Genomic DNA, 19,188 nt, shown 5'->3' with positions numbered 1-19,188 from the left:
GAATCAGTGTTTGTTGCGCGTGAGGACCCGCGCCAGGATGTTGAGGGCGAGCACGGCCACGGTGATCAGGAACACACCGGCCCAGGCCAGCTGTTGCCAGTTCTCGTACGGGCTCATCGCGAACTTGAAGATCGTCACCGGCAGGCTGGCCATCGGCTGGCTCACGTCGGCGGTCCAGAACTGGTTGTTCAACGCGGTGAAGAGCAGCGGCGCGGTTTCGCCGGCGATGCGCGCCACGGCAAGCAGCACGCCTGTGACCACACCGGCACGTGCAGCGCGCAGCGTAATGCTCAGGATCACTTTCCACTTCGGCGCGCCGAGGGCGTAGGCCGCTTCGCGCAGGCCCGGCGGCACCAGCTGCAGCATGTTCTCGGTGGTGCGAATTACCACCGGAATCACGATCAGCGCCAGCGACAGTGCGCCCGCAAGACCCGAGAAGGTCTTGAAATAGGCCACCACCACGGCGTAGACGAACAGGCCGATCACGATCGACGGTGCCGACAACAGAATGTCGTTGACGAAGCGCGTGACCGAGGCGAGCCAGCCCTTGGTGTTGTATTCGGCCAGGTAGATGCCGGCCATGATGCCGATTGGCGTGCCCACGAAGGTGGCAAGCCCCACCATCACGAACGAGCCGAAGATCGCGTTGGCGATGCCGCCCGCCTCGTTCGGTGGCGGCGTCATCTCGGTGAACGTGGCAAGCGCCAGGCCGCCGAGGCCGAGGCGCAGTGTCTCCCACAGGATCCAGATCAGCCAGAACACGCCGAACACCATCGCCGCGAGCGACAGCGTGAGCGCGATCTTGTTGACGCGGTTGCGCGCGGCAAACTTGGCCTGGCGGGTTTCGGCGAGCGCCTTCGCGCTCAAGAGGCTTTCAGCAGTGCTCACGACTTCGTCCCTTCGCTCTTCTTCATCTGGGCCAGCAGCACCTTCGAGAGCGTCAGCACGACGAAGGTGATGAAGAACAGCACCAGGCCGAGATACATCAGCGCAGCCTGGTGCAGGCCCGCGCCGGCTTCGGCAAACTCGTTGGCAAGTGCCGAGGTGATGCTGTTGGCAGCCTCGAACACGGAAAGCGAATTGAGCTGGTTCATGTTGCCGATCACGAAAGTGACCGCCATCGTTTCACCCAGCGCCCGGCCGAGGCCGAGCATGATGCCGCCGATCACGCCGGCCTTGGTGTAGGGCAGCACCACTTTCGAGACCACTTCCCAGGTCGTGGAGCCCAGACCATAAGCCGACTCCTTGAGCAGCGGCGGCGTCACTTCGAACACGTCGCGCATCACCGAGGCGATGAACGGGATGATCATGATCGCGAGGATGATGCCGGCCGAAAGAATGCCGATGCCCACGGGCGGACCCGACACCAGCGCGCCGAGGTACGGCACGCCGGCAAGCAGCTTCTGCAGCGGCTGCTGCACCCAGGTCGACAGGATCGGGCCGAACACCAGGAGGCCCCACATGCCGTACACGATCGAAGGCACGGCGGCGAGCAATTCGATGGCCGTGCCCAGCGGGCGCTTGAGCCAGTTGGGCGACAGCTCGGTGAGGAACAGCGCAATGCCGAAGCTCACCGGCACCGCGATCACCAGCGCGATGATCGACGTGGCCAGCGTGCCGTAGATCATGACCAGGCCGCCGTACTCGTTCTGCACCGGGTCCCACACGCTGCTGGTGAGAAAGCCGAGGCCGTACTTCGAGATGGCGGGCCAGGCGCCGGCGATCAATGACAGCAGGATGCCGATCAGCATTGCGAGCGTGAGCAGCGCGGCGCCCTTGGCGGCCCAGCCGAACAGGCGATCGGCCATGGGGCCCGAGCGCGGCGCCTTGGCGGGCGGCGGGGCGGTGGCGCGGCCGCGTTCGGCCGCGAGGTCGAGCGAGGATGCGGAAGCAGGAAAAGTGGATGACACGGGTCGCTCCGGCAATGACGAATGCGGCGCATCCTGGAGCGAAGAGCTGCTCATGGATGCGCCGTTCTTGACTTGAAAGTTGATGGGCTTACTTGAAAGCGACCGGCTTGCCCGACGCGTCCTTCACTTCACCCCATGCCTTGGCGATGGTGGCCTTCACGGCATCGGGCATCGGCACGTAGTCGAGATCGTCGGCCGTCTTGTCGCCACCCTTGTAGGCCCAGTCGAAGAACTTGAGCACGGTGGTCGCGTTGGCGGGCTTGTCCTGCACCTTGTGCATCAGGATGAAGGTTGCGCCGGTGATGGGCCATGCGCCCTTGTCGGCCTGGTTGGTCAGCACCTGGTAGAAGCTCTTGTTCCAGTCGGCGGCGGCGGCGGCGGCCTTGAAGGCGCTGTCGTCGGGCGAGACGAAGTTGCCGGCTGCGTTCTGCAGCTGGGCATAGGTCATCTTGTTCTGCTTGACGTAGGCGTATTCGACATAGCCGATCGAATTGGGCAGGCGGTTCACGAAAGCGGCGACGCCTTCATTGCCCTTGCCGCCCGCACCGGTGGGCCAGTTCACGGCCGTGCCTTCGCCGACCTTGGTCTTCCACTCGGCGTTGACCTTGCTCAGGTAGTTGGTGAACAGGAAGCTGGTGCCCGAGCCGTCGGCGCGGCGAACCGGCGCGATGGCGGCGTCAGGCAGGGCCAGCGAGCCGTTCAGCGCCTTGATGGCGGGGTCGTTCCACTTGGTGATCTTGCCCAGGTAGATATCGCCCAGCACCTGGCCGTTGAGCTTCAGTTCACCCGGCTTGATGCCGGCGATGTTGACCACGGGGATCACGCCGCCGATGACGGTGGGGAACTGCATCAGGCCCTTGGCCTGGAGTTCGTCGTCCTTCAGTGGTGCATCGGAAGCGCCGAAATCGACCGTCTTGGCTTCGATCTGCTTCAAGCCCGCGCCCGAACCGACCGACTGGTAGTTGATCTTGACGCCGGTGGCCTTGTTGAAATCGGAGGCCCACTTGGCATACAGCGGCGCCGGAAAGCTGGCGCCGGCGCCGGTCACGTCTTGTGCGTATGCGGGAACATGGGCGAAGACCGAGGCCACGAGGCCGGCGGCTGCAAATTTGAGCGTCGTTTTCATAGAGCTTCCATTAGAAGTAAGAAGTAGTCCCTTTTCGGGCTTGGAACGGACTCTAGGAAGCTTGTGTGACATCGGTGTGACACCCCGCCATAGAGGGAAAATGGCGCCGTTTCCCCTGCGGCTTGTGTGACGCTGTCACACAATCGTCATTTCCCGCGCCTAGCCTCTGGACCCTCGCCGCCGACGATCCGGGAGTGGCGCGCCTGTCACGGCGCTACGATCAGAGACACCGCCCTCTTCACTACAACTACATGCAAAACGGCACCCGCCTCGCCGCAGTCGATCTCGGCTCCAACAGCTTCAGGCTCGAGATCGGACAGGTCGACCACGGCCAGATCCACCGCACCGAATACCTCAAGGAGACGGTGCGCCAGGGCAACGGCCTGGACAGCGCCCGAAACCTCACGCCGGAAGCCATGCAGCGCGGCTGGGACGCGCTTGCCCGTTTTGGCGAGCGGCTGGCCGGCTTCAAGCGCTCGCAGGTGCGCGCCGTGGCCACCCAGACCTTGCGCGAGGCCCGCAACCGCGAAGAATTCCTGTTGCGCGCGCGCACCATCCTGGGCTTTGGCATCGACGTGATTCCAGGCCGGGAAGAAGCCCGCCTCATCTACCAGGGCGTGGCGCACATGCTGCCGCACACCGACGCCTCCGACCGGGAACGCCGGCTGGTGGTGGACATCGGCGGTCGCTCCACCGAAATGATCATCGGCCGCGCGCTGGACGCCGAGCTGATGGAGTCCTACCGCGTCGGCAGCGTCGCCTGGTCGATGAAGCACTTCGCGGAAGGCCTCTTCACCCCGGCCGCATTCCGGGCCGCCGAGGTGGCCGCCAAGGCGGTGCTCGACGACGCCCTCTCAAGCTACACCCGCGACCAGTGGGACGTGGCCTATGGCGCATCCGGCACCATCGGCGCGGTGGGCGACGTGCTGGCAGCGGCCGGCGGCGAGCCGGGCCTGATCACGCGCGACGGCCTCAACTGGCTGGTCGACCGCCTGCTCAAGGCCGGCAGCACCGACAAGCTGCGCATCGACGGCATGCGCGAAGACCGCAAGCCGGTGATCGGCGGCGGCGTGAGCGTGCTGCGCGCGGTGTTCGAACTGCTCGACATCGACGAAATGAAGGTGGCCCAGGGCGCGCTGCGCCACGGCGTGCTCTACGAATTGCTGGAGCGCGACGAAAGCGTGGCCGACATGCGCACCGCCACCGTGGCGCGGCTGGCCACCCGGTTCTCGGTCGATACGGCCCAGGCCAGGCGGGTGGGCGAAACGGCCGCGGGATTGTTCGTGCAGCTCGCACCTGCCGCGCGTGGCGGCAGCGCCGGAAGCCGCGCCGGCCGCGCGCTGCGCAAGCTCGGCTGGGCGGCCCAGCTGCACGAGATCGGCACGCTGGTTTCCCACAGCGACTATCACAAGCACGGCGCCTACATCCTCGACAACACCGACGCGCCCGGCTTTGCCGTCAACGAGTTGCATGCGCTCGGCCAGCTGGTGCTGGGGCAGCGCGGAAAGCTGCGCAAGCTCGACGTCGCGCTGGAAGACGAGACCTTCGTGATGCAGCTGCTGTCGCTGCGCCTTGCGGTGATCCTGTGCCACGCGCGCCGCGATCCCGACCCGCAGGCGCTGCATCTCGCGGCGCTGGGTGCCAGGGCTTTCACGATCGCTTGCGCGCCCGACTGGGCCGACGCCTATCCGCAGTCCGCGCACCTGCTGCGGGAAGAGGTGCTGGCCTGGCAGAAGACCAGCAGCTGGCGCGTGGAACTCAGCGGCTGCTGAGGCGCTTCACTTCACTTCACTTCACGTTGCGCCGAGGCTGCGTCGAGGCCGGCCGTCCGCGTGGGCTCGGCAGCGCCGGCCAGGTGCGGCTCGTCTTCGCCGAACATGACGGAATAGGCGGGCCGCACAGCCTGGGCGAAGCCCTGCCTCAGCCCTTCCCGGGCCCCTTTGACGTCCTGGAGCAGGCCGTCATACATGAAGTAGGCAGGCTCCTCCAGGTCGGCGGTGTGGGTCGAGTGGTACACGACGGCCTGCTGCTCGTTTCTCAGCAATTGCTCGACCGCGACGAACGGCTTGAAACTCGACGTGGCATCGGGTGCGCCGTACGCCGCGGTGATCCGCATCGTCAACGTGCTGTAGCCGGGCGTGGGCCGATGTCCCAGTGCCTGCATCTCGGCGAGTGGCCCGTTGACGCGGAAGGCGGGCGTCAGCTTCACCTCGCGGCCGCTCTCCCGCAGGCGCGCTGCGAATTGTTCCGCGAACTGCCGGCTGAGGGTGGGAGACGTGGCCGCCGTGCCGTCGCTCTTGACTGCCGCCATGAACTCCTTGCTGCGCCGCTCCGTCCGGCCAGCCAGGGTCGCCCGGCTGCCGACTTCGAAACCGAGCGCCACCAGCGTGCCGACCGGCCCCAGAAGCCCGGCGAAGCCCACTATGGCGGAACCGCCGCCATCCACGACAGTGAACTGGTCTTCCTCGTTGTAGAAGAGTTCGATCTTGGCAAGCGACCGGGTGGTATCGGGGCGTGCGGCCTGCGGTGCATTCGTCGCACACCCCGCCAGGAGGGCCGCGGCAACGAACAGAGGAAGAAACGTTTTCATGGGTACTTGGAAGGCGCCTGCTGCGCAATCGCTGTGGGTTTGTAAGTTATATATGAAATTTGTGACCAAATGCATCACTCGCCGGCAAGTATGCCACTGGCACCGCACTGCGGCGCAGCTGAGACGGGTGGCATTCAGCGGGCGCGGGGCGCGTCAATTCGCACCGAGGGCAGCGGTCTGGGTGTTGGCCGAGCGGGCCGTGCGCGGCTCGTCATCCCCGAACATGCCTGCATAGGCCGGCTGCACGACCCGGTCGAGACCCTGCTTCAGCCCTTCATGGGCACCTGCGGTGTCCTTGAGCAGGCCCTCATACAGAAAATAGGTCGGCTCGGTCACGTCGGCGAAGCTGGATGTCTGGTGAACGACGGACTGCTGCTCGTTCCGGAGCAACTGCTCCACCAGAACGAACGGCTTGAAGCTCGATGTCGCATCGGAGGCCCCATACGCCGTGGTGATCCGCAGGATCAACGTGCTGTAGCCCGGAGTGGGCCGGAGTTCGGGCACCTGCATCTCGGCGAGCTGTCCGGTCGCGCGCATGAAAGGCGTCACCTTCACCTCGCGGCCGCTTTCCCGCAGGCGCGCCGCCAGCCGTTCAGCGAACTTCCTGTTGAGTGCCATGGCCGCTCCGCTGTTCCTTACGGCGGCCGTGAACTCCTTGCTGCGCCGGTCGGTCCGGTCGGCCATCGTCATTCGGCTGTTGGTATCGATGGTGAGGGCCAATATCGCGCCAATGGGCCCCAGGAGCCCCGCGAAGCCCGTCAGCCCGGACCCGCCGCCGTCCGTGACGATCAGCTGGTCCTCCACGTTGTAGATGAGCTCGACCTTCTCGATCGCCCGGGTGGCTTCGTGGCGGGCCTGCAGCGCAGGCTGGGCGGTGTTCGTCGCGCACCCCGACAGGAGGGCTGCGGCAACAAGCAGAGGAGTCAGCGTTTTCAATGACATGCTGGCGTCTTCGCGCAGCATGCTCATGAAGCTTCTTGATAGCGGGTGGAGCAGTTTCATGCGTGTTCCCCAGTGAGGTGGCCGACCGGCACCGCTTCTTTCCCGTCATCGGGTCAGGGCGTTTTTGCCGTGGAGTCACTGTAGAAATTGCACCGCATGCGCACATGAGCGGTGCGCACCTTTTCCCGGGAGACAAGCGCCCCGCCACCTCTGCCCCCCGCCATGACAAAGCGCCTGTCTTGGAGCGCCGGTATGGAAAACCGCCCTGAAGGCGGCTCCAGCAGCTAGAGAAGCTCGGGCGACTGCACCGTGACTACCACGGTCTGCACGTCGCCGTCGCGTTCGCGGGTTCGGATCCACCAGAGGGAACCCTTGCGAACCGGGCAGCTGTCCTGCTTCAAGCCAAGAAGCAGCGAAATGGCCTGCCCCACCGATGGCTGGTGACCGACCATCAGCACCACCGACTTGCCATTCGGCCAGCCGGCCGCGCCCAGCATGGCCTCTGGCGTGGTGTCTGGCGCGAGTTCGGAGCGCAGCTTGTATTTGCGGCCGAGCGCGAGCACGGTCTGCTCGCAGCGCCGCGCGGGGCTGCAGATGATGCGTGTGCCGTCGGGCAGTTGCCGGTCGAGCCAGCTGGCCATGCGCTTGGCCTGCTTTTCGCCACGCGCGGTCAGGGAACGCTGCAGGTCGTCGCAGCCCTCGGTCCAGTCCTCGGCTTCGGCATGGCGCCAGAAGATCAAGTCCATGCTCGTCGTCTTTCGATCGTCAGTTGCTGGATGCATCGGGGTGATGGCCTCGCGATGCATATCGGTTCATCAGTGCGGCTTGTGCGCCGTGCGCTTCGACGATGGGCGACTCTCCCGCCTCGCCGCGGTGGGTGTCGTGGTCGACGCGCGTGTAGATCCCGTCGCCTCCCAGGTCCCAGGCATCGCGGCCGTCGTGCAGGTAGGCCACCAGGCATTCGTCGATCAGCCGCTGGCGCAGGCCGGGGTCGGTCACCGGCCAGGCCAGTTCGATGCGCCGCATCATGTTGCGGTTCATCCAGTCGGCGCTCGAGAGGTAGAGCGACTCTTCCTCCCCGCTCCGAAAATAGAAGACCCGCGAGTGCTCGAGAAAACGTCCGATCACCGAACGCACGCGGATGTTGTCGGTCAACCCCGGCACCTGCGCCGGCAAGGTGCAGGCGCCGCGCACGATGAGGTCGATCTTCACGCCGCTCTGGCCCGCACGCATGAGCGCGGCGACCAGTTGCTCGTCGGTCAGCGCATTCATCTTGGCCACGATGCGCGTGGGCTCGCCGGTGGAAGCGGCCAGGCCCAGCGCATCGATCTGCGAGACGAGGTTCTTGTGCAGATCGAACGGCGCCAGCCACATGCGGTTGAGCTTGGGCAGCCGGCTCTGGCTGGCAAGGTGCACGAACACCGCTTCCATGTCGGCCGTCAGCAGCGGGTCGGCCGTCAGGTGGCTGATGTCCGTGTAGAGCCTGGCGGTGCGCGGGTTGTAGTTGCCGGTGGAGAGATGGCCGTAGCGGCGCATCTGCTTGCCTTCGCGGCGCGTCACCAGCAGCATCTTGGCGTGCGTCTTCAGGCCGACCACGCCATACACCACTTGCGCGCCGATCGACTCGAGCATTTCAGCCCAGTTGATGTTGGCCTCTTCGTCGAAGCGCGCCTTGAGCTCCACCACCACCGTCACTTCCTTGCCGCGGCGCACGGCTTCGCGCAGCAGGTCCATCAGCTCCGAGTCGGTGCCCGTGCGGTAGATGGTCTGCTTGATGGCCAGCACCTGCGGGTCTAGCACCGCTTCGCGCAAGAAAGCGAGCACGCCGTCGAAGCTCTCGAAGGGCTGGTGGATCAGCACGTCGCCGCGCTGCAGCCGCTCGAAGAACGACTGCACAGGAGACAGCGTGACGGGATACGAGGCGGAGTACGGCGGAAAGAGCAACTGCGGCTCCTCCAGCAGATCGATCAGTTGGGTCAGCCGGGCCAGGTTGACCGGGCCATGCACGCGGTAAAGCGCTTCTGCGGGCAGGTTGAACTGCGCCAGCAGAAAACTCGCGAGCGATTCGGCGCAGCTGGCAGACACCTCGAGCCGAACGGCCTGTCCGTAGTGCCGATGCTGCAGCCCCTGGCGCAGGGCCGTGCGCAGGTTCTTGACGTCTTCCTCGTCCACTGCAAGGTCGGAGTGCCGGGTGACGCGGAACTGAGAGAAGTCGCCCACTTCGCGGCCCGGGAACATGCTCGAGAGGTGCGCGCGCACCACGCTCGAAAGCGCCACGAACAGCGTCTTGCCGTCGGACACCTTGGCCGGCATGCGGATCACGCGCGGCAGCACACGCGGCACCTTGACGATCTGGATCGGGTTTTCGCGCCCGAAGGCGTCCTTACCACCGAGTCGCACAATGAAATTGAGCGACTTGTTGGCCACCTGCGGAAACGGGTGCGCCGGATCCAGGCCAACGGGAATCAGCAGCGGGCGCACTTCGCGCTCGAAATATTCGCTGACCCATTTGCGCTGGGCCGCATTCCGTTCGCCGTGCGAAATGATGTGGATGCCGTGCTTTGCAAAGGTCGGCATCAGCTCGTCGTTGTAGAGCGCGTACTGGCGCGCCACCAGCGTGTGGGCCGCCTCGGCCAGGCGCTCGAACGACTCGATCGTGTAGCTGCCCTTCTGGTCTCCGGCGCTGCTGGCAATCAGGTGCGGCGCCGCACGCACTTCGAAGAACTCGTCGAGATTGGAAGAAACGATGCACAGGTACCGAAGCCGCTCGATCAGCGGGACCTCGGGCCGATGGGCCCAGTCGAGCACGCGCTCATTGAAAGACAGGATGCTGTGATCGCGGTCGAGCAGCGGAAGCGCCGATGCCGCGACCGTGAGCGTCCGGTCAGCGGGAGCAGATTGCATGGGCACTGATTCTGGAGCAAGGGGCACGGGAGCACACGTAGGCTGAAATATGACAGTGTCGCCCTCGTTTGTGACGTTTCCGTGACGATCCTGTGACGCCGACTCCTCCGCGCCCGGCTCCCCCGCGCTGGGCGACGAGGCGGATGGCCTGGCAGCGGGCCGGGCAACCGCCGGTTTCATGCGCCCAGAAAGTGCTTGCGGTAGCGCGACGGCAGGTCGTCGATGCGCATCAGCATCGGCAGGTCCGCGGTGTTGAAGTCCGGGTCCCAGGCCGGCGCACCCAGCACCTTGGCGCCCAGGCGCAGGTAACCCTTGATGAGCGCGGGCGGCTCGACGTCGAGCGCGCCGTCGAGCCTTTCGACCGGCAGCGGCAGGCGCGGCTGCACCTGGTACTGGATCGGCGCCATGTGGCTGGCCGACAGCTGGCGCCAGATGCTGGCCGCCGCATCGCCGCTGGTCACGCCGTTGTGCGACATGGGGATGCTCGCGCAGCCGATCATGGTGTCGAGCTTGTTGCGATGCATGAACCCGGCCAGGGCACCCCACAGCGCGAGGATCACGCCGCCCTGGCGATGGTCCGGATGCACGCAGCTGCGGCCCAGCTCGACCATGCGCTCGCGCAGGTCTCGCAGGCGGGTCAGGTCGAACTCGGTGTCGCTGTAGGTGCTGCCCACGCGCCGGGCCTGGGCCGGCGTGAGCACGCGGTAGGTACCGATCACTTGCTGCGTCAGTTCTTCGCGCACCAGCAGGTGTTCGCAGAAGTCGTCGAACAGGTCGATGTCGTGGCCCGCCAGCGGCGTGCTCACGCGCGCCCCCATTTCGCCGACGAACACCTGGTAGCGCAGGCGCTGCGCGGCGCGCACCTCGTCCAGGTGGCGCGCCCAGCTCACGGTGATGCCTTGCCTGGCATCGACGACCGGCGGCACCAGCACGGCAGCTGGCGCCTCGGGCAGCGTTGGGCGCGCAGCTGCGGGGGCCGGCCACAGGGCGGCGCGCAGTCCGATCTGCGACAGCGGAAATGTCGGGTTGGGCAGTTCTTTCATGGGGAACCCTTTCTGCCGATGGAGTCTCAGCACCTGCGGTGAAACGGGCATGTCAGTGGCATTGCATTTGCATGACGGCGGTTACAGCGTGTTCGGGCCGCAGGAAGGGCCGCTTGGTTGTCTAATGCGATGGGTCCGCGACAAGGAGCTTCTGCAAATGGCCACAGCCGCAAACAGCAATTTGGACAACCGTCTCCACCAGACCTTTCCCGTTCTCAGCGACACCGAAATCGCGCGCATTGCGCACTTCGGAACGGTGCAGCGCTTTGCATGCGGAGAGCGCCTGTTTACCGCCGGGGAAACGAGCCCGGGCATGTTCGTTCTGCTCAAGGGCGTGGTGGCGGTCACGCAACGCGACGGCCTGGGGCACGTGGTGCCCATCGTGCGCCAGGGCCCGGGCGAATTTCTTGCCGAAGTGGGCCAGCTGAGCGGCCGCCCTGCCCTGGTCGACGGCCATGCCGAAGAAGAAGTCGAAGCGCTGATCGTGCCGCCCGCGCAGTTGCGCGCGCTTCTCGTGGCGGAGGCCGATCTGGGCGAGCGCATCACCCGGGCGCTGATCCTTCGGCGCGTGGCGCTGATCGAATCCGGCGCCAGCGGGCCGGTGCTGATCGGCCAGCCGCAGTCACCCGACATGGCCCGGCTGGAGAACTTTCTTCGTCGCAACGGGCACCCCTATCACCTGGTCGATGCGGCGGAAGACCCGGATGCCGCGGCACTGCTGCAACAGTACGGCACCTGCAAGCTGCTGGCCGTGTGTCCCGACGGCTCGGTGCTGGTCAACCCGGCCGAAGATGCGCTGGCGCGCTGCCTGGGCATGGTCGACACGGCGGAGCGCAACGAGCTGTTCGACGTGGCCGTGGTCGGCGCCGGCCCGGCCGGGCTGGCGACCGCGGTGTATGCGGCCTCCGAGGGCCTGCGCGTGATCGTGCTCGACTGCCGCGCCTTTGGCGGCCAGGCCGGCGCGAGCGCGCGCATCGAGAACTACCTGGGCTTTCCCACCGGTATCTCGGGGCAGGCGCTGGCCGGCCGGGCCTTCGTGCAGGCGCAGAAGTTCGGCGTGGAGATGCTGATCCCGGCCAAGGTCAAGTCGCTGGACTGCACGCGCAACAACCCCATCGGCAGCCTGCGCATCGCCCTTGCCGACGGCCGCACCATCAACGCACGCACGGTGGTGATTGCCAGCGGCGCACGCTACCGCCGGCCCGACGTGCCGAGGCTCGCCGAATTCGAGGGGCGCGGCATCTGGTACTGGGCGTCGGCCATCGAAGCCAAGCTCTGCTCGCAGCAAGAAGTTGCGCTGGTCGGCGGCGGCAACTCGGCGGGCCAGGCGGCGGTGTTCCTGTCGCACCATGCGGCCAAGGTCAACGTGCTGGTGCGCGGCCCCTCTCTCGCGGCCAGCATGTCGCGCTACCTGATCGATCGCATCGAGGCCACGCCCAACATCGAACTGCATCCACACACCCAGCTGGTGAAGCTGAACGGCGGTTCCGAGCAAGGCCTCATGGGTGCGACCTGGCGCTGCCAGGCCACGGGCAACGAGCACGACTGCGCGGCGCGCAACATCTTTCTTTTCGTCGGGGCCGAGCCCGAGACCAGCTGGCTCGAAGGCTGCGGTGTCTCGGTCGACAAGCACGGCTTCGTGCTGACGGGCGGCGCGGCGAGCAGCGGCTTTCCGGCACGCGCCGCCGCGGCGCTCGAATCCAGCGTGCAGGGTGTGTTTGCCGTGGGTGACGTGCGCTCGGGCTCGGTCAAGCGCGTGGGTGGAGCCATCGGCGAAGGCGCTGCCGTGGTGGCGCTGATCCACCAGCATCTTTCATCCAGCTCGGCCGTGGCCTGACGGGAGGCGCGCCGCTTGTTGCCTGAGCGGCGAATGCCCGGCGCTGCGCGCGTTTGAATGGCCGCGTATATGCTGCCTCCCTCGAATTCCCACCCCCACCACATTGGAGCCCCGCGACATGCCCGCATCGCCCATCGAGGTCTATTCATGGCCCACGCCCAACGGCCACAAGATTCACATCATGCTGGAGGAGTGCGGCCTGCCGTACAACGCCCGGCCGATCAACATCGGCAAGGGTGACCAGTTCGCTCCCGACTTCCTGCAGATCAGCCCCAACAACAAGATTCCGGCCATCACCGACCCCGACGGTCCGGACGGCAAGCCGATCTCGCTTTTCGAATCGGGCGCCATCCTGGTGTACCTGGCAGGCAAGACCGGCAAGCTGCTACCCAAGACCGATCGCGAGCGCTACGACGTCCTGCAGTGGCTCATGTTCCAGATGGGCGGCGTCGGCCCCATGCTCGGTCAAGCGCATCACTTTCGCATGTATGCCCCCGAGAAGATCGGCTACGCGATCGAGCGCTACAGCAACGAGGCCAGGCGCCTCTATGGCGTGATCGACAAGCAGCTGTCGAAGAACAAGTTCATCGCCGGCAAGACCTATTCGATTGCCGACATCGCCATCTTCCCATGGCTGCGCAGCTGGGAAAACCAGGGCATCACCCTCACCGACTATCTGCACCTGAAGGCCTGGTTCGACGCCATCGCCGCGCGCCCCGCCGTGCAGCGCGGCGTGAAAGTGCTGGCCGACCTGCGCCAGCCGATCACCGGCGACAAGGAGCGCGAGATCCTTTTCGGCAGGACTCAATACGAGAAACGCTGAGAGGCCCGATATCCGGGCTAGAATAGAAGGCTTGTCGGGGTGTAGCGCAGCCTGGTAGCGCATCTGGTTTGGGACCAGAGGGTCGAAGGTTCGAATCCTTTCGCCCCGACCAAAAAATCGTAATGCGGACAGTCACTTAGGTGGCTGTCCGCATTTTCGTTTCTGGGCCGCGTGTCTAACGGTGCGGCACTTGTCTAACGGGATGCGCTCACGCGGCGACGAGCGGCCCCGCTTCGAACAGCTCGACCGGTGGCACCTTCAGCATCGTTTTCGCCTCCTCGACAGTGCAGGTCAGCCAACGGTCGAAGTCGTGCGCCTCGAGTGGGATGAGGCTGCGCTTGTCCTGCTGGTCGGGGGGCAACTTCGGATCCGGCTTGTGCATGCGCCCCATCAGTGCGTGGCCGTCGGCGTTCAGCGTCAGCATCGTGTAGTTGTCCCAGACCGCGCCGGTTTCCTTGTCGGTCCAGGTGTTCCAGAGCCCGGCCAAGCCCCAAGGCGCACCGTCCCCGCGCCGGAAGCGCCACCACACGTTCTTGCCGGTCTCCCAGTTCGGCTCGTCGAAGCTGGCGGCCGGGATGATGCAGCGCTTGCCGCGGGCCCAGGCATCCTTGTACGTCGGCGATTTCTCCATGCCCTCGGTGCGCGCGTTGACCGTGCTCAAGCGCGTGCCCCGTGCGGTTGTCGGCACATGGGTCTTCGACCACGGCGGAATCATTCCCCACTGCCCGACTACGAGTTCGCGTGCGAATTCCACCTCGTCGACCCGCCGAATGAAGCTGGCCAGCGACAGCGGAAACACCGTGAGCAGGTTCTCCCAGTCCTTGCGCTGGTTGGACTTCCGGTCGATCTTCCAGAAAGCTTCCATCTCACGCTCTTCGGGGCTGATGTAGCGGGTGCACATCGGACGATTCTTGCCGTGAGGCCTCCGCTTGTCGAGCGTTTCGCAAAGGGCATGAATGCTCGGCAGTGGCCGACGCTTGAGCTTTTTTGGGTTGGTCTGCGCGGCGGTTCTGGATTGAGCGCCCCCTGAGAAAGCGGACGGCCAATTTTGTGCATTTGTTGTCACTCCCAAGGGAATATTTGACTCCCTATGCGAAATATCGTACTTAACACTACATTTTTTAGCCCAAAAGAGCCGGCATTTTTGGGCACAGCTAGCGCCGGCGACCGGAGGATCGAATGCCGCTCTTGTTCTTGATGAGGCTTCTGCGCACCCAACTACCGGTACAGGTCGTTGAACCAGAGGAAATAAGAGATGTGTCCGTGCTCATGGCCACGGGGTTGATCGAGGCCAAAATTTCAGCGCTTCAGCCGGCCGGGCTGTACGCCAAGGCTTCGATGGCGACGGTGGAGGGCATCACCGACGAGGGCCTCGCAGAGATTGCCAAGATGGGCGACGCGCCCAGGTTCGCGAAGACTTCGATGCGATTCGCCGGAGGGTTGCGATTGATGTGACCTTCGGATCACGCGGGGTGTGCCAGCCTTCGCTCTGCGGCTTGACCTGCTCTCGTGCTCCATTCCTCGATGAAGCGAACGGCACGGTACTTCATGCACTCCAATGCCGCTTCTCGGCTCGGCTGCTGGGTCACCACCAGCACGCAGCGCCAAGTGGATTCGAGTCGCAACTCGGCTCGTCCGGCGTAGACCCCGTCAACGGCGCGTTCGAGCTCAACCGAGCAGCTCCAGCCCTCCGGCAGATCAAAATCCATCGACACGTCGGCCATGGTCATGATTGCAAAAGCATACGCCCCGCCCCGTGGCAATGGAACTACCTCATGAGTACCCATCTCGGGCCCCACTGCGGTAGCCCAGTTCCTGCATCTGTGCACAAAGCACCAGGTCAATGAAATAGGGTTTCATTGAAAGGGCCCGCGCAAGGCCGACGGTCTACCCTCTGAACTGCACCGTATAGGGGCCAGAATAAGCCGATCTATCACGAGGAGAAGCACATGTTGGAAAACGATGCCTTGGTGCGAGGTCGTTTGTTGCAGATCGACGCGGGTGCTTGGAGGGGCGTCCCCGATGCGGAGCTGCGGGTGCTTCTGGAAAACGGTCTGATCGAAGCATTCGACGTTATCACCCATCAGATCGTCGTTGATCCCAAGCGGCGCTTCGACTACCGCCTGACGGCCGCAGGCAAGTTGATGGCCTGGCCGGAGAAGCGATAAAAAGCCCACTCAGGCAAACCTGCGCGGGCCGAATAGCTCTTCTGCCGATTGATACCGCTCCAGCGCTGGAGTAGCATTTCTCACATGTGGAAACCCGACAAGCCGATCACGGTCGCCGACATGACGTTGCCTCCTGCCGAAGCTTGGCGTCACGAGTTCATCAGCGAGTTGTGCGATCGTTGCAACGGCGCGGTCGATCGCGAATGGGTGGAGAAACTTTTTGCAGCGCTCTTCCCGCTGAGTGCCAACTGTGCGCCGCGGGAGGCGGCCCAGATTGCGTTCGCCACGCTCAAGTTTCAACTTTCGAGCGATGGCGAAAGCTAGGGCTTCTTCACCTTTCGCATTCGGTGCTGGAGCCGTCTTCTGATTTGTTGCATTTGTAGCAGCATTTTTTCTCGACCAGTGCGGCTCTAGGCTACCCCGCGACGCTGTTCGGGCTTCCAGAGTTGGACGAAGATCGGACCACCGTGTCCCAACAGGATCGGTAGGTTTTCTCGACTGCGACGCACGACAGCGCGGTGCTAGCCGACCATCCAAGCCCGCCGAGAAGACCCCTCAAAGCCTGCAGTGCCCAAAGCCTGAAGGCTTTGTTGTTTGTGACTCGGCCAGCTTCGAATTCGGGGCACACAGGCGGCAATCCGCCGGGTTGCGGGCACGTTTTCCATGCGCGCATGGTAGTACGAATGCTGTATATTTGTACAGTATGTTTTTCGCTGAAGTCACCCTGTTGAGGCGTCAAGGCCTGCGCCTTCGCAAAGGCGAGCGCGATGCGCCGCGCCGCCTCATGGTGACCGTTCTCGAATCCGACCGCGACCACAACAACGTAGGGCGCAACACGGTCGAGGCCAGTTTGTATGAAGCTTACGGAACCGCCAGGATGTCGGGTCGCGGGCGGATGATTGACCCCGTGATCGTGCCGTACAAAGGGCTGGGCGTGCTGTTTGCCGGCACTGAGATCGAAGCCGAGACCATAGACGGCCAGTTGCTGGTCAGGGAGTTCCGACAGGCTTGGCTATGCGTACCGGTAGAGCGCCGAGAGATGGAGTAGCGTGAGCGAGCCCGCTGGAATCTCGATGTCTTTCCGGCTGCCTGCCAGTTGTCGCTGACAGGTATTACCAATTGTGTGCAACTTTGCTCGATGCCGCCCCAGAATGGATCAATCACAGAGGGCGAGTTCTGCACCATTGCGGTGGATAAGACGGTGGATAAGCATGTGCGCATCGCCAGAGAGCGTTGTCCTGCCTGCGCCGCGACGTTGTGCCTGCAAAAGGGGCACCGCAGCGCCCTGGGGCACCGACGGGGTAACTATGTCGGGCCGCCCCACTCTTCGCGGGCAACTTCAGTCGGGTTTCGCGCGCCGTACCGGGCATAAAGCTCCGCGGCGGCTTCGGCCGTTTGAGCCGCATCGGCGCATCCTTCCGCCAGTCGCGCCCACTCCGCCACAAAGGCACATCGCCACTGTTCTTGCGGATATGGATGCGTGCCGAGCACATCGAAAGGAGATTTCTGCTGCTTCATCGTTCCTCCTCGCAGGCTGCTGGCCTAGAGGCCGTTTTGCAGATAACCGATAAGGCAATAGTAGAGGCAATCGCAGAAATGCGAACTTTTAACATACCGACACGTGGGGCATTCAGGGTGTCAAGCCTTCTTCGACGTGCGGCCAATTTGAGCGGAGCCTCGCCCGACAATCTCAGCATGAGCCAATCTGAATTTTTTATCGAGCCCGCCACCATCCTCCGCGTGCCGTCATGGCTGGGTAGCCAGGTGCACGAAGACCGCGAGCTGCCGCTGGCGCCCGGCGACTACAAGGTGACGCCCGGCGACCGCTGGACCATCACCTGCCTGAAGACCGACGCGACGATCTATAGCGGCATCGGCCCCGTCGAGATCCTGCGCGAGCGCGCCACCGCCTGAGTCGCGACGATGGCAACTCTGTATCTACCGATGACCGACGCGCTGATCAAGCACTGGCGCGCAAACGGCAACGCCTACCCTCAAAAGTTCATCCTCACGCCGGCCCAGCACAGGGAATACGTGGAGACCCGCCGCACGGGCATCGGCGGTCCCAACATCGACGGCAGCGTGCACATGGGCGTGCCGATCGAGATCGCCGAGAGCACGCCCGGCGTGATGGTCAATGCCGACGGCACCGAGGTCTCGCTGCAGTGAAGGCGCTCCACCCTCTTCTTCTGGCCGGTTTGCTCGCACTGCCGGTGCTGGCCCAGGCCGCCGAGCCCCGCACGTGCCTGGTGGTGGGTGTCAGCGACGGCGACACCCTCACCGCGCGCTGCGGCACCGCGGGTGACTACGAACAGATCAAGGTGCGCTTCAACGGCATCGATGCGCCCGAGAAGCGCCAGCCGTTCGGCCAGCGCGCTAAGGAGGCGCTGTCCGATCTGGTCTACATGAAAGAAGCCGCGCTCGACTGCCCGAAGGTCGACCGCTACGGCCGCAGCGTCTGCAAGGTGATGGTGGCGCCCGCCTCCGCGCCACGCGGGCCCAAGACGCTCGACGCGGGTCTGGCCATGGTCACGGTCGGCATGGCCTGGTGGTATCGCGCCTATGCGCGCGAGCAGAGTGCCGAAGAGCGCGGGCAGTACGAATTCGCCGAAGCCGAGGCCAAGGCCAAGCACGTCGGGCTGTGGCGCGATGAAGAGCCCGTGGCGCCATGGGACTGGCGCAAGGCGCAGCGCGAAGCTTCCCATTGAACCTGCAATCGAACCCTCTGATTTCTCAACATTTTTGTTTAGAAACACTTGCAAGTATTCAACAATTTTGTTTATAATCACCCATGTTCAAAACATGGAGGGTCGATGAAGCAAAGCGAGTTCAAGAGACAGCTCGCTGACCTAGGGGCCACCTTCGAGAATGGCAAGCGCCACTTGAAGGTCAGGCTCAACGGAAAGCAAACAGTGATGCCCCGGCATCCGAGCCACGAAATTGGCGAAGGTCTCCGGAAAGCGATTCTGAAACAGCTAGGTTTGTGAGAGAGGCCCCGAAAGGGGTCTCTCGCAGCTTCAAAGATTTTCCGCGGCTACCTAGAAAGGAGTCTCGTATGCGTTACTTGGTTGAAATTGAGAAAGATGGGGACGGCTTTATGGCCTCGTTCCCCGATATCCCGGAGGCGTTGACGGGCGGTGCAACGCGCGAGGAAGCGCTCGATATGGCGCGCGATGCACTGGTCACCGCGCTCGAGTTCTACTTCGAAGATAAGCGCGAGGTTCCAGCCCCGCGCAAGGTGCCGAAGGGCAAGGAAGCGATCGAGCTGCCGGCCAGCCTGTGCGCGAAGGTGCTGCTGCTCAACGAGATGATCCGGCAGAAGGTGCGTCCCGCAGAACTCGCGCGCAAGCTGAACACGACCGCCCAGGAAGTGAACCGGCTCACCGACCTTCACCACGTGACGAAGGTCGACACCGTGCAGCAAGCGCTGCACGCGCTTGGGAAGCGGCTGGAGTTTGCTGTCGCCTGAGCTGCATAGCAGCTGAACGGGGCCGGCGGGAGCGATCTCACCGGCCCTTTTTCCATTGGTCGGCTACATTTCGCGATGGCCGCGACCAAAGGAGCACTGTGGCAATTTCTAAGTACGAATGGGCCTGCATTCACGAGCGCCTGGAGGCGGCGAAAGCTGAAGCCGCGGAACTCGCTGGGGGAGCAATGGCGGTGGCCGTGTTGATGGCCGGCTTGCTCTTTGGCCAGATTCACTACAAGGACTCTGTGCTGCTTGTATGGCTGCTTTCGATAGCGGCGGCGTACTTCACCTTCCGCTCGGTCGTGAAGCCTTTCCGCAAGCGACATACTGCTTCATTGGAGACGCTCCACCTGACACCTCCCGACGAGGATTAGCG

Annotated in this window: 24 protein-coding genes and 1 tRNA gene; 14 read left to right on the top strand and 11 right to left on the bottom strand. The window is 64.3% G+C overall.

The annotated features are described in order from the left end of the window. Positions 1-3: 3 nt before the first annotated feature. The 3 genes from pstA to pstS are packed head-to-tail and all read right to left on the bottom strand — an operon-like array spanning position 4 to position 3,036. The gene (gene pstA / locus ACJ7Z0_RS27555) at positions 4-888 is read right to left on the bottom strand and encodes a phosphate ABC transporter permease PstA (protein ID WP_434792399.1); all 885 of its coding nucleotides are present in this window, start codon (positions 886-888) and stop codon (positions 4-6) included. After that, complete coding sequence (gene pstC / locus ACJ7Z0_RS27550) at positions 885-1,964, bottom strand: phosphate ABC transporter permease subunit PstC (RefSeq protein ID WP_431130947.1); 1,080 nt, start codon at positions 1,962-1,964, stop codon at positions 885-887. The genes pstA and pstC overlap by 4 nt, the downstream gene beginning before the upstream one ends. A gap of 34 nt (positions 1,965-1,998) precedes the next feature. Further along, positions 1,999-3,036 (bottom strand): phosphate ABC transporter substrate-binding protein PstS, encoded by a 1,038-nt coding sequence (gene pstS, locus ACJ7Z0_RS27545; protein ID WP_434792398.1) that lies wholly within the window; start codon positions 3,034-3,036, stop codon positions 1,999-2,001. A gap of 251 nt (positions 3,037-3,287) precedes the next feature. On the opposite strand from pstS, the gene ACJ7Z0_RS27540 reads away from it, so the two are divergent. After that, a complete protein-coding gene (locus ACJ7Z0_RS27540; protein ID WP_431130943.1) occupies positions 3,288-4,808 on the top strand; it encodes a Ppx/GppA phosphatase family protein in 1,521 nt (506 codons plus the stop codon). A gap of 11 nt (positions 4,809-4,819) precedes the next feature. Here the strand turns inward: ACJ7Z0_RS27540 and ACJ7Z0_RS27535 are convergent, their stop codons facing one another. The 5 genes from ACJ7Z0_RS27535 to ACJ7Z0_RS27515 form a co-directional block, all read right to left on the bottom strand. Then, positions 4,820-5,626 (bottom strand): putative periplasmic lipoprotein, encoded by an 807-nt coding sequence (locus tag ACJ7Z0_RS27535; protein WP_434792397.1) that lies wholly within the window; start codon positions 5,624-5,626, stop codon positions 4,820-4,822. 153 nt (positions 5,627-5,779) lie between these two features. Further along, positions 5,780-6,628: a hypothetical protein gene (locus tag ACJ7Z0_RS27530; RefSeq protein WP_434792396.1), complete on the bottom strand. Its 849-nt coding sequence runs from the start codon at positions 6,626-6,628 to the stop codon at positions 5,780-5,782. A 224-nt stretch (positions 6,629-6,852) separates the two neighbouring features. Then, the gene (locus tag ACJ7Z0_RS27525; RefSeq protein ID WP_093019016.1) at positions 6,853-7,314 is read right to left on the bottom strand and encodes a SixA phosphatase family protein; all 462 of its coding nucleotides are present in this window, start codon (positions 7,312-7,314) and stop codon (positions 6,853-6,855) included. A 19-nt stretch (positions 7,315-7,333) separates the two neighbouring features. After that, the gene (gene ppk1, locus ACJ7Z0_RS27520) at positions 7,334-9,472 is read right to left on the bottom strand and encodes a polyphosphate kinase 1 (RefSeq protein ID WP_434792395.1); all 2,139 of its coding nucleotides are present in this window, start codon (positions 9,470-9,472) and stop codon (positions 7,334-7,336) included. 176 nt (positions 9,473-9,648) lie between these two features. Further along, positions 9,649-10,515 carry a GNAT family N-acetyltransferase gene (locus ACJ7Z0_RS27515; RefSeq protein ID WP_431130935.1) on the bottom strand — a complete coding sequence of 289 codons (867 nt, stop codon included), beginning with the start codon at positions 10,513-10,515 and terminating at the stop codon, positions 9,649-9,651. 157 nt (positions 10,516-10,672) lie between these two features. Between ACJ7Z0_RS27515 and ACJ7Z0_RS27510 the strand changes: the two genes are divergently transcribed. The 3 genes from ACJ7Z0_RS27510 to ACJ7Z0_RS27500 all read left to right on the top strand — a co-directional run bounded on the left by ACJ7Z0_RS27510 (position 10,673) and on the right by ACJ7Z0_RS27500 (position 13,287). After that, complete coding sequence (locus tag ACJ7Z0_RS27510; protein ID WP_434792394.1) at positions 10,673-12,352, top strand: FAD-dependent oxidoreductase; 1,680 nt, start codon at positions 10,673-10,675, stop codon at positions 12,350-12,352. A 118-nt stretch (positions 12,353-12,470) separates the two neighbouring features. Beyond that, entirely contained in the window at positions 12,471-13,175 is a 705-nt protein-coding gene (locus tag ACJ7Z0_RS27505) for a glutathione binding-like protein (RefSeq protein ID WP_434792393.1), read from the top strand. Positions 13,176-13,210: 35 nt separating this feature from the next. Next, positions 13,211-13,287: transfer RNA gene (locus ACJ7Z0_RS27500), tRNA-Pro, on the top strand. 96 nt (positions 13,288-13,383) lie between these two features. Here ACJ7Z0_RS27500 and ACJ7Z0_RS27495 read toward each other — a convergent pair. Then, a complete protein-coding gene (locus ACJ7Z0_RS27495) occupies positions 13,384-14,076 on the bottom strand; it encodes an SOS response-associated peptidase (RefSeq protein ID WP_434792392.1) in 693 nt (230 codons plus the stop codon). Between the two features lie 278 nt (positions 14,077-14,354). On the opposite strand from ACJ7Z0_RS27495, the gene ACJ7Z0_RS27490 reads away from it, so the two are divergent. Then, complete coding sequence (locus ACJ7Z0_RS27490) at positions 14,355-14,630, top strand: hypothetical protein (RefSeq protein ID WP_434792391.1); 276 nt, start codon at positions 14,355-14,357, stop codon at positions 14,628-14,630. Positions 14,631-14,638: 8 nt separating this feature from the next. On the opposite strand, the gene ACJ7Z0_RS27485 is transcribed toward ACJ7Z0_RS27490, so the two are convergent. After that, complete coding sequence (locus tag ACJ7Z0_RS27485) at positions 14,639-14,905, bottom strand: hypothetical protein (RefSeq protein WP_434792390.1); 267 nt, start codon at positions 14,903-14,905, stop codon at positions 14,639-14,641. Positions 14,906-15,124: 219 nt separating this feature from the next. Between ACJ7Z0_RS27485 and ACJ7Z0_RS27480 the strand changes: the two genes are divergently transcribed. From ACJ7Z0_RS27480 to ACJ7Z0_RS27470, 3 genes are all read left to right on the top strand, one after another. Next, a complete protein-coding gene (locus ACJ7Z0_RS27480; RefSeq protein ID WP_434792389.1) occupies positions 15,125-15,343 on the top strand; it encodes a hypothetical protein in 219 nt (72 codons plus the stop codon). Between the two features lie 84 nt (positions 15,344-15,427). Continuing rightward, a complete protein-coding gene (locus ACJ7Z0_RS27475; protein WP_434792388.1) occupies positions 15,428-15,667 on the top strand; it encodes a hypothetical protein in 240 nt (79 codons plus the stop codon). 379 nt (positions 15,668-16,046) lie between these two features. Continuing rightward, positions 16,047-16,391: a hypothetical protein gene (locus tag ACJ7Z0_RS27470; protein WP_434792387.1), complete on the top strand. Its 345-nt coding sequence runs from the start codon at positions 16,047-16,049 to the stop codon at positions 16,389-16,391. Positions 16,392-16,648: 257 nt separating this feature from the next. Here ACJ7Z0_RS27470 and ACJ7Z0_RS27465 read toward each other — a convergent pair whose 3' ends face one another. Beyond that, the gene (locus ACJ7Z0_RS27465; protein WP_434792386.1) at positions 16,649-16,861 is read right to left on the bottom strand and encodes a hypothetical protein; all 213 of its coding nucleotides are present in this window, start codon (positions 16,859-16,861) and stop codon (positions 16,649-16,651) included. Between the two features lie 177 nt (positions 16,862-17,038). Here ACJ7Z0_RS27465 and ACJ7Z0_RS27460 point away from each other — a divergent pair, with 177 nt between their 5' ends. The 6 genes from ACJ7Z0_RS27460 to ACJ7Z0_RS27435 all read left to right on the top strand — a co-directional run bounded on the left by ACJ7Z0_RS27460 (position 17,039) and on the right by ACJ7Z0_RS27435 (position 19,186). Further along, a complete protein-coding gene (locus ACJ7Z0_RS27460; RefSeq protein ID WP_434792385.1) occupies positions 17,039-17,257 on the top strand; it encodes a hypothetical protein in 219 nt (72 codons plus the stop codon). A 30-nt stretch (positions 17,258-17,287) separates the two neighbouring features. Then, a complete protein-coding gene (locus ACJ7Z0_RS27455) occupies positions 17,288-17,512 on the top strand; it encodes a hypothetical protein (RefSeq protein ID WP_434792384.1) in 225 nt (74 codons plus the stop codon). Then, positions 17,509-18,051 carry a thermonuclease family protein gene (locus tag ACJ7Z0_RS27450; RefSeq protein ID WP_434792383.1) on the top strand — a complete coding sequence of 181 codons (543 nt, stop codon included), beginning with the start codon at positions 17,509-17,511 and terminating at the stop codon, positions 18,049-18,051. Before ACJ7Z0_RS27455 ends, ACJ7Z0_RS27450 begins: the two co-directional genes overlap by 4 nt. A 105-nt stretch (positions 18,052-18,156) precedes the next feature. Then, entirely contained in the window at positions 18,157-18,330 is a 174-nt protein-coding gene (locus ACJ7Z0_RS27445; RefSeq protein ID WP_434792382.1) for a type II toxin-antitoxin system HicA family toxin, read from the top strand. 68 nt (positions 18,331-18,398) lie between these two features. Then, entirely contained in the window at positions 18,399-18,812 is a 414-nt protein-coding gene (locus tag ACJ7Z0_RS27440) for a type II toxin-antitoxin system HicB family antitoxin (protein ID WP_434792381.1), read from the top strand. Between the two features lie 98 nt (positions 18,813-18,910). Beyond that, entirely contained in the window at positions 18,911-19,186 is a 276-nt protein-coding gene (locus ACJ7Z0_RS27435) for a hypothetical protein (RefSeq protein WP_434792380.1), read from the top strand. Positions 19,187-19,188 lie beyond the last annotated feature (2 nt).

The organism is Variovorax palleresanus (assembly GCF_051144945.1).
GTDB classification, from domain to species: Bacteria; Pseudomonadota; Gammaproteobacteria; order Burkholderiales; family Burkholderiaceae_C; genus Variovorax; species Variovorax paradoxus_S.
The sequence above is the reverse complement of the archived record's forward strand: the minus strand, read 5'-3'. Positions and strand labels throughout refer to the sequence as shown.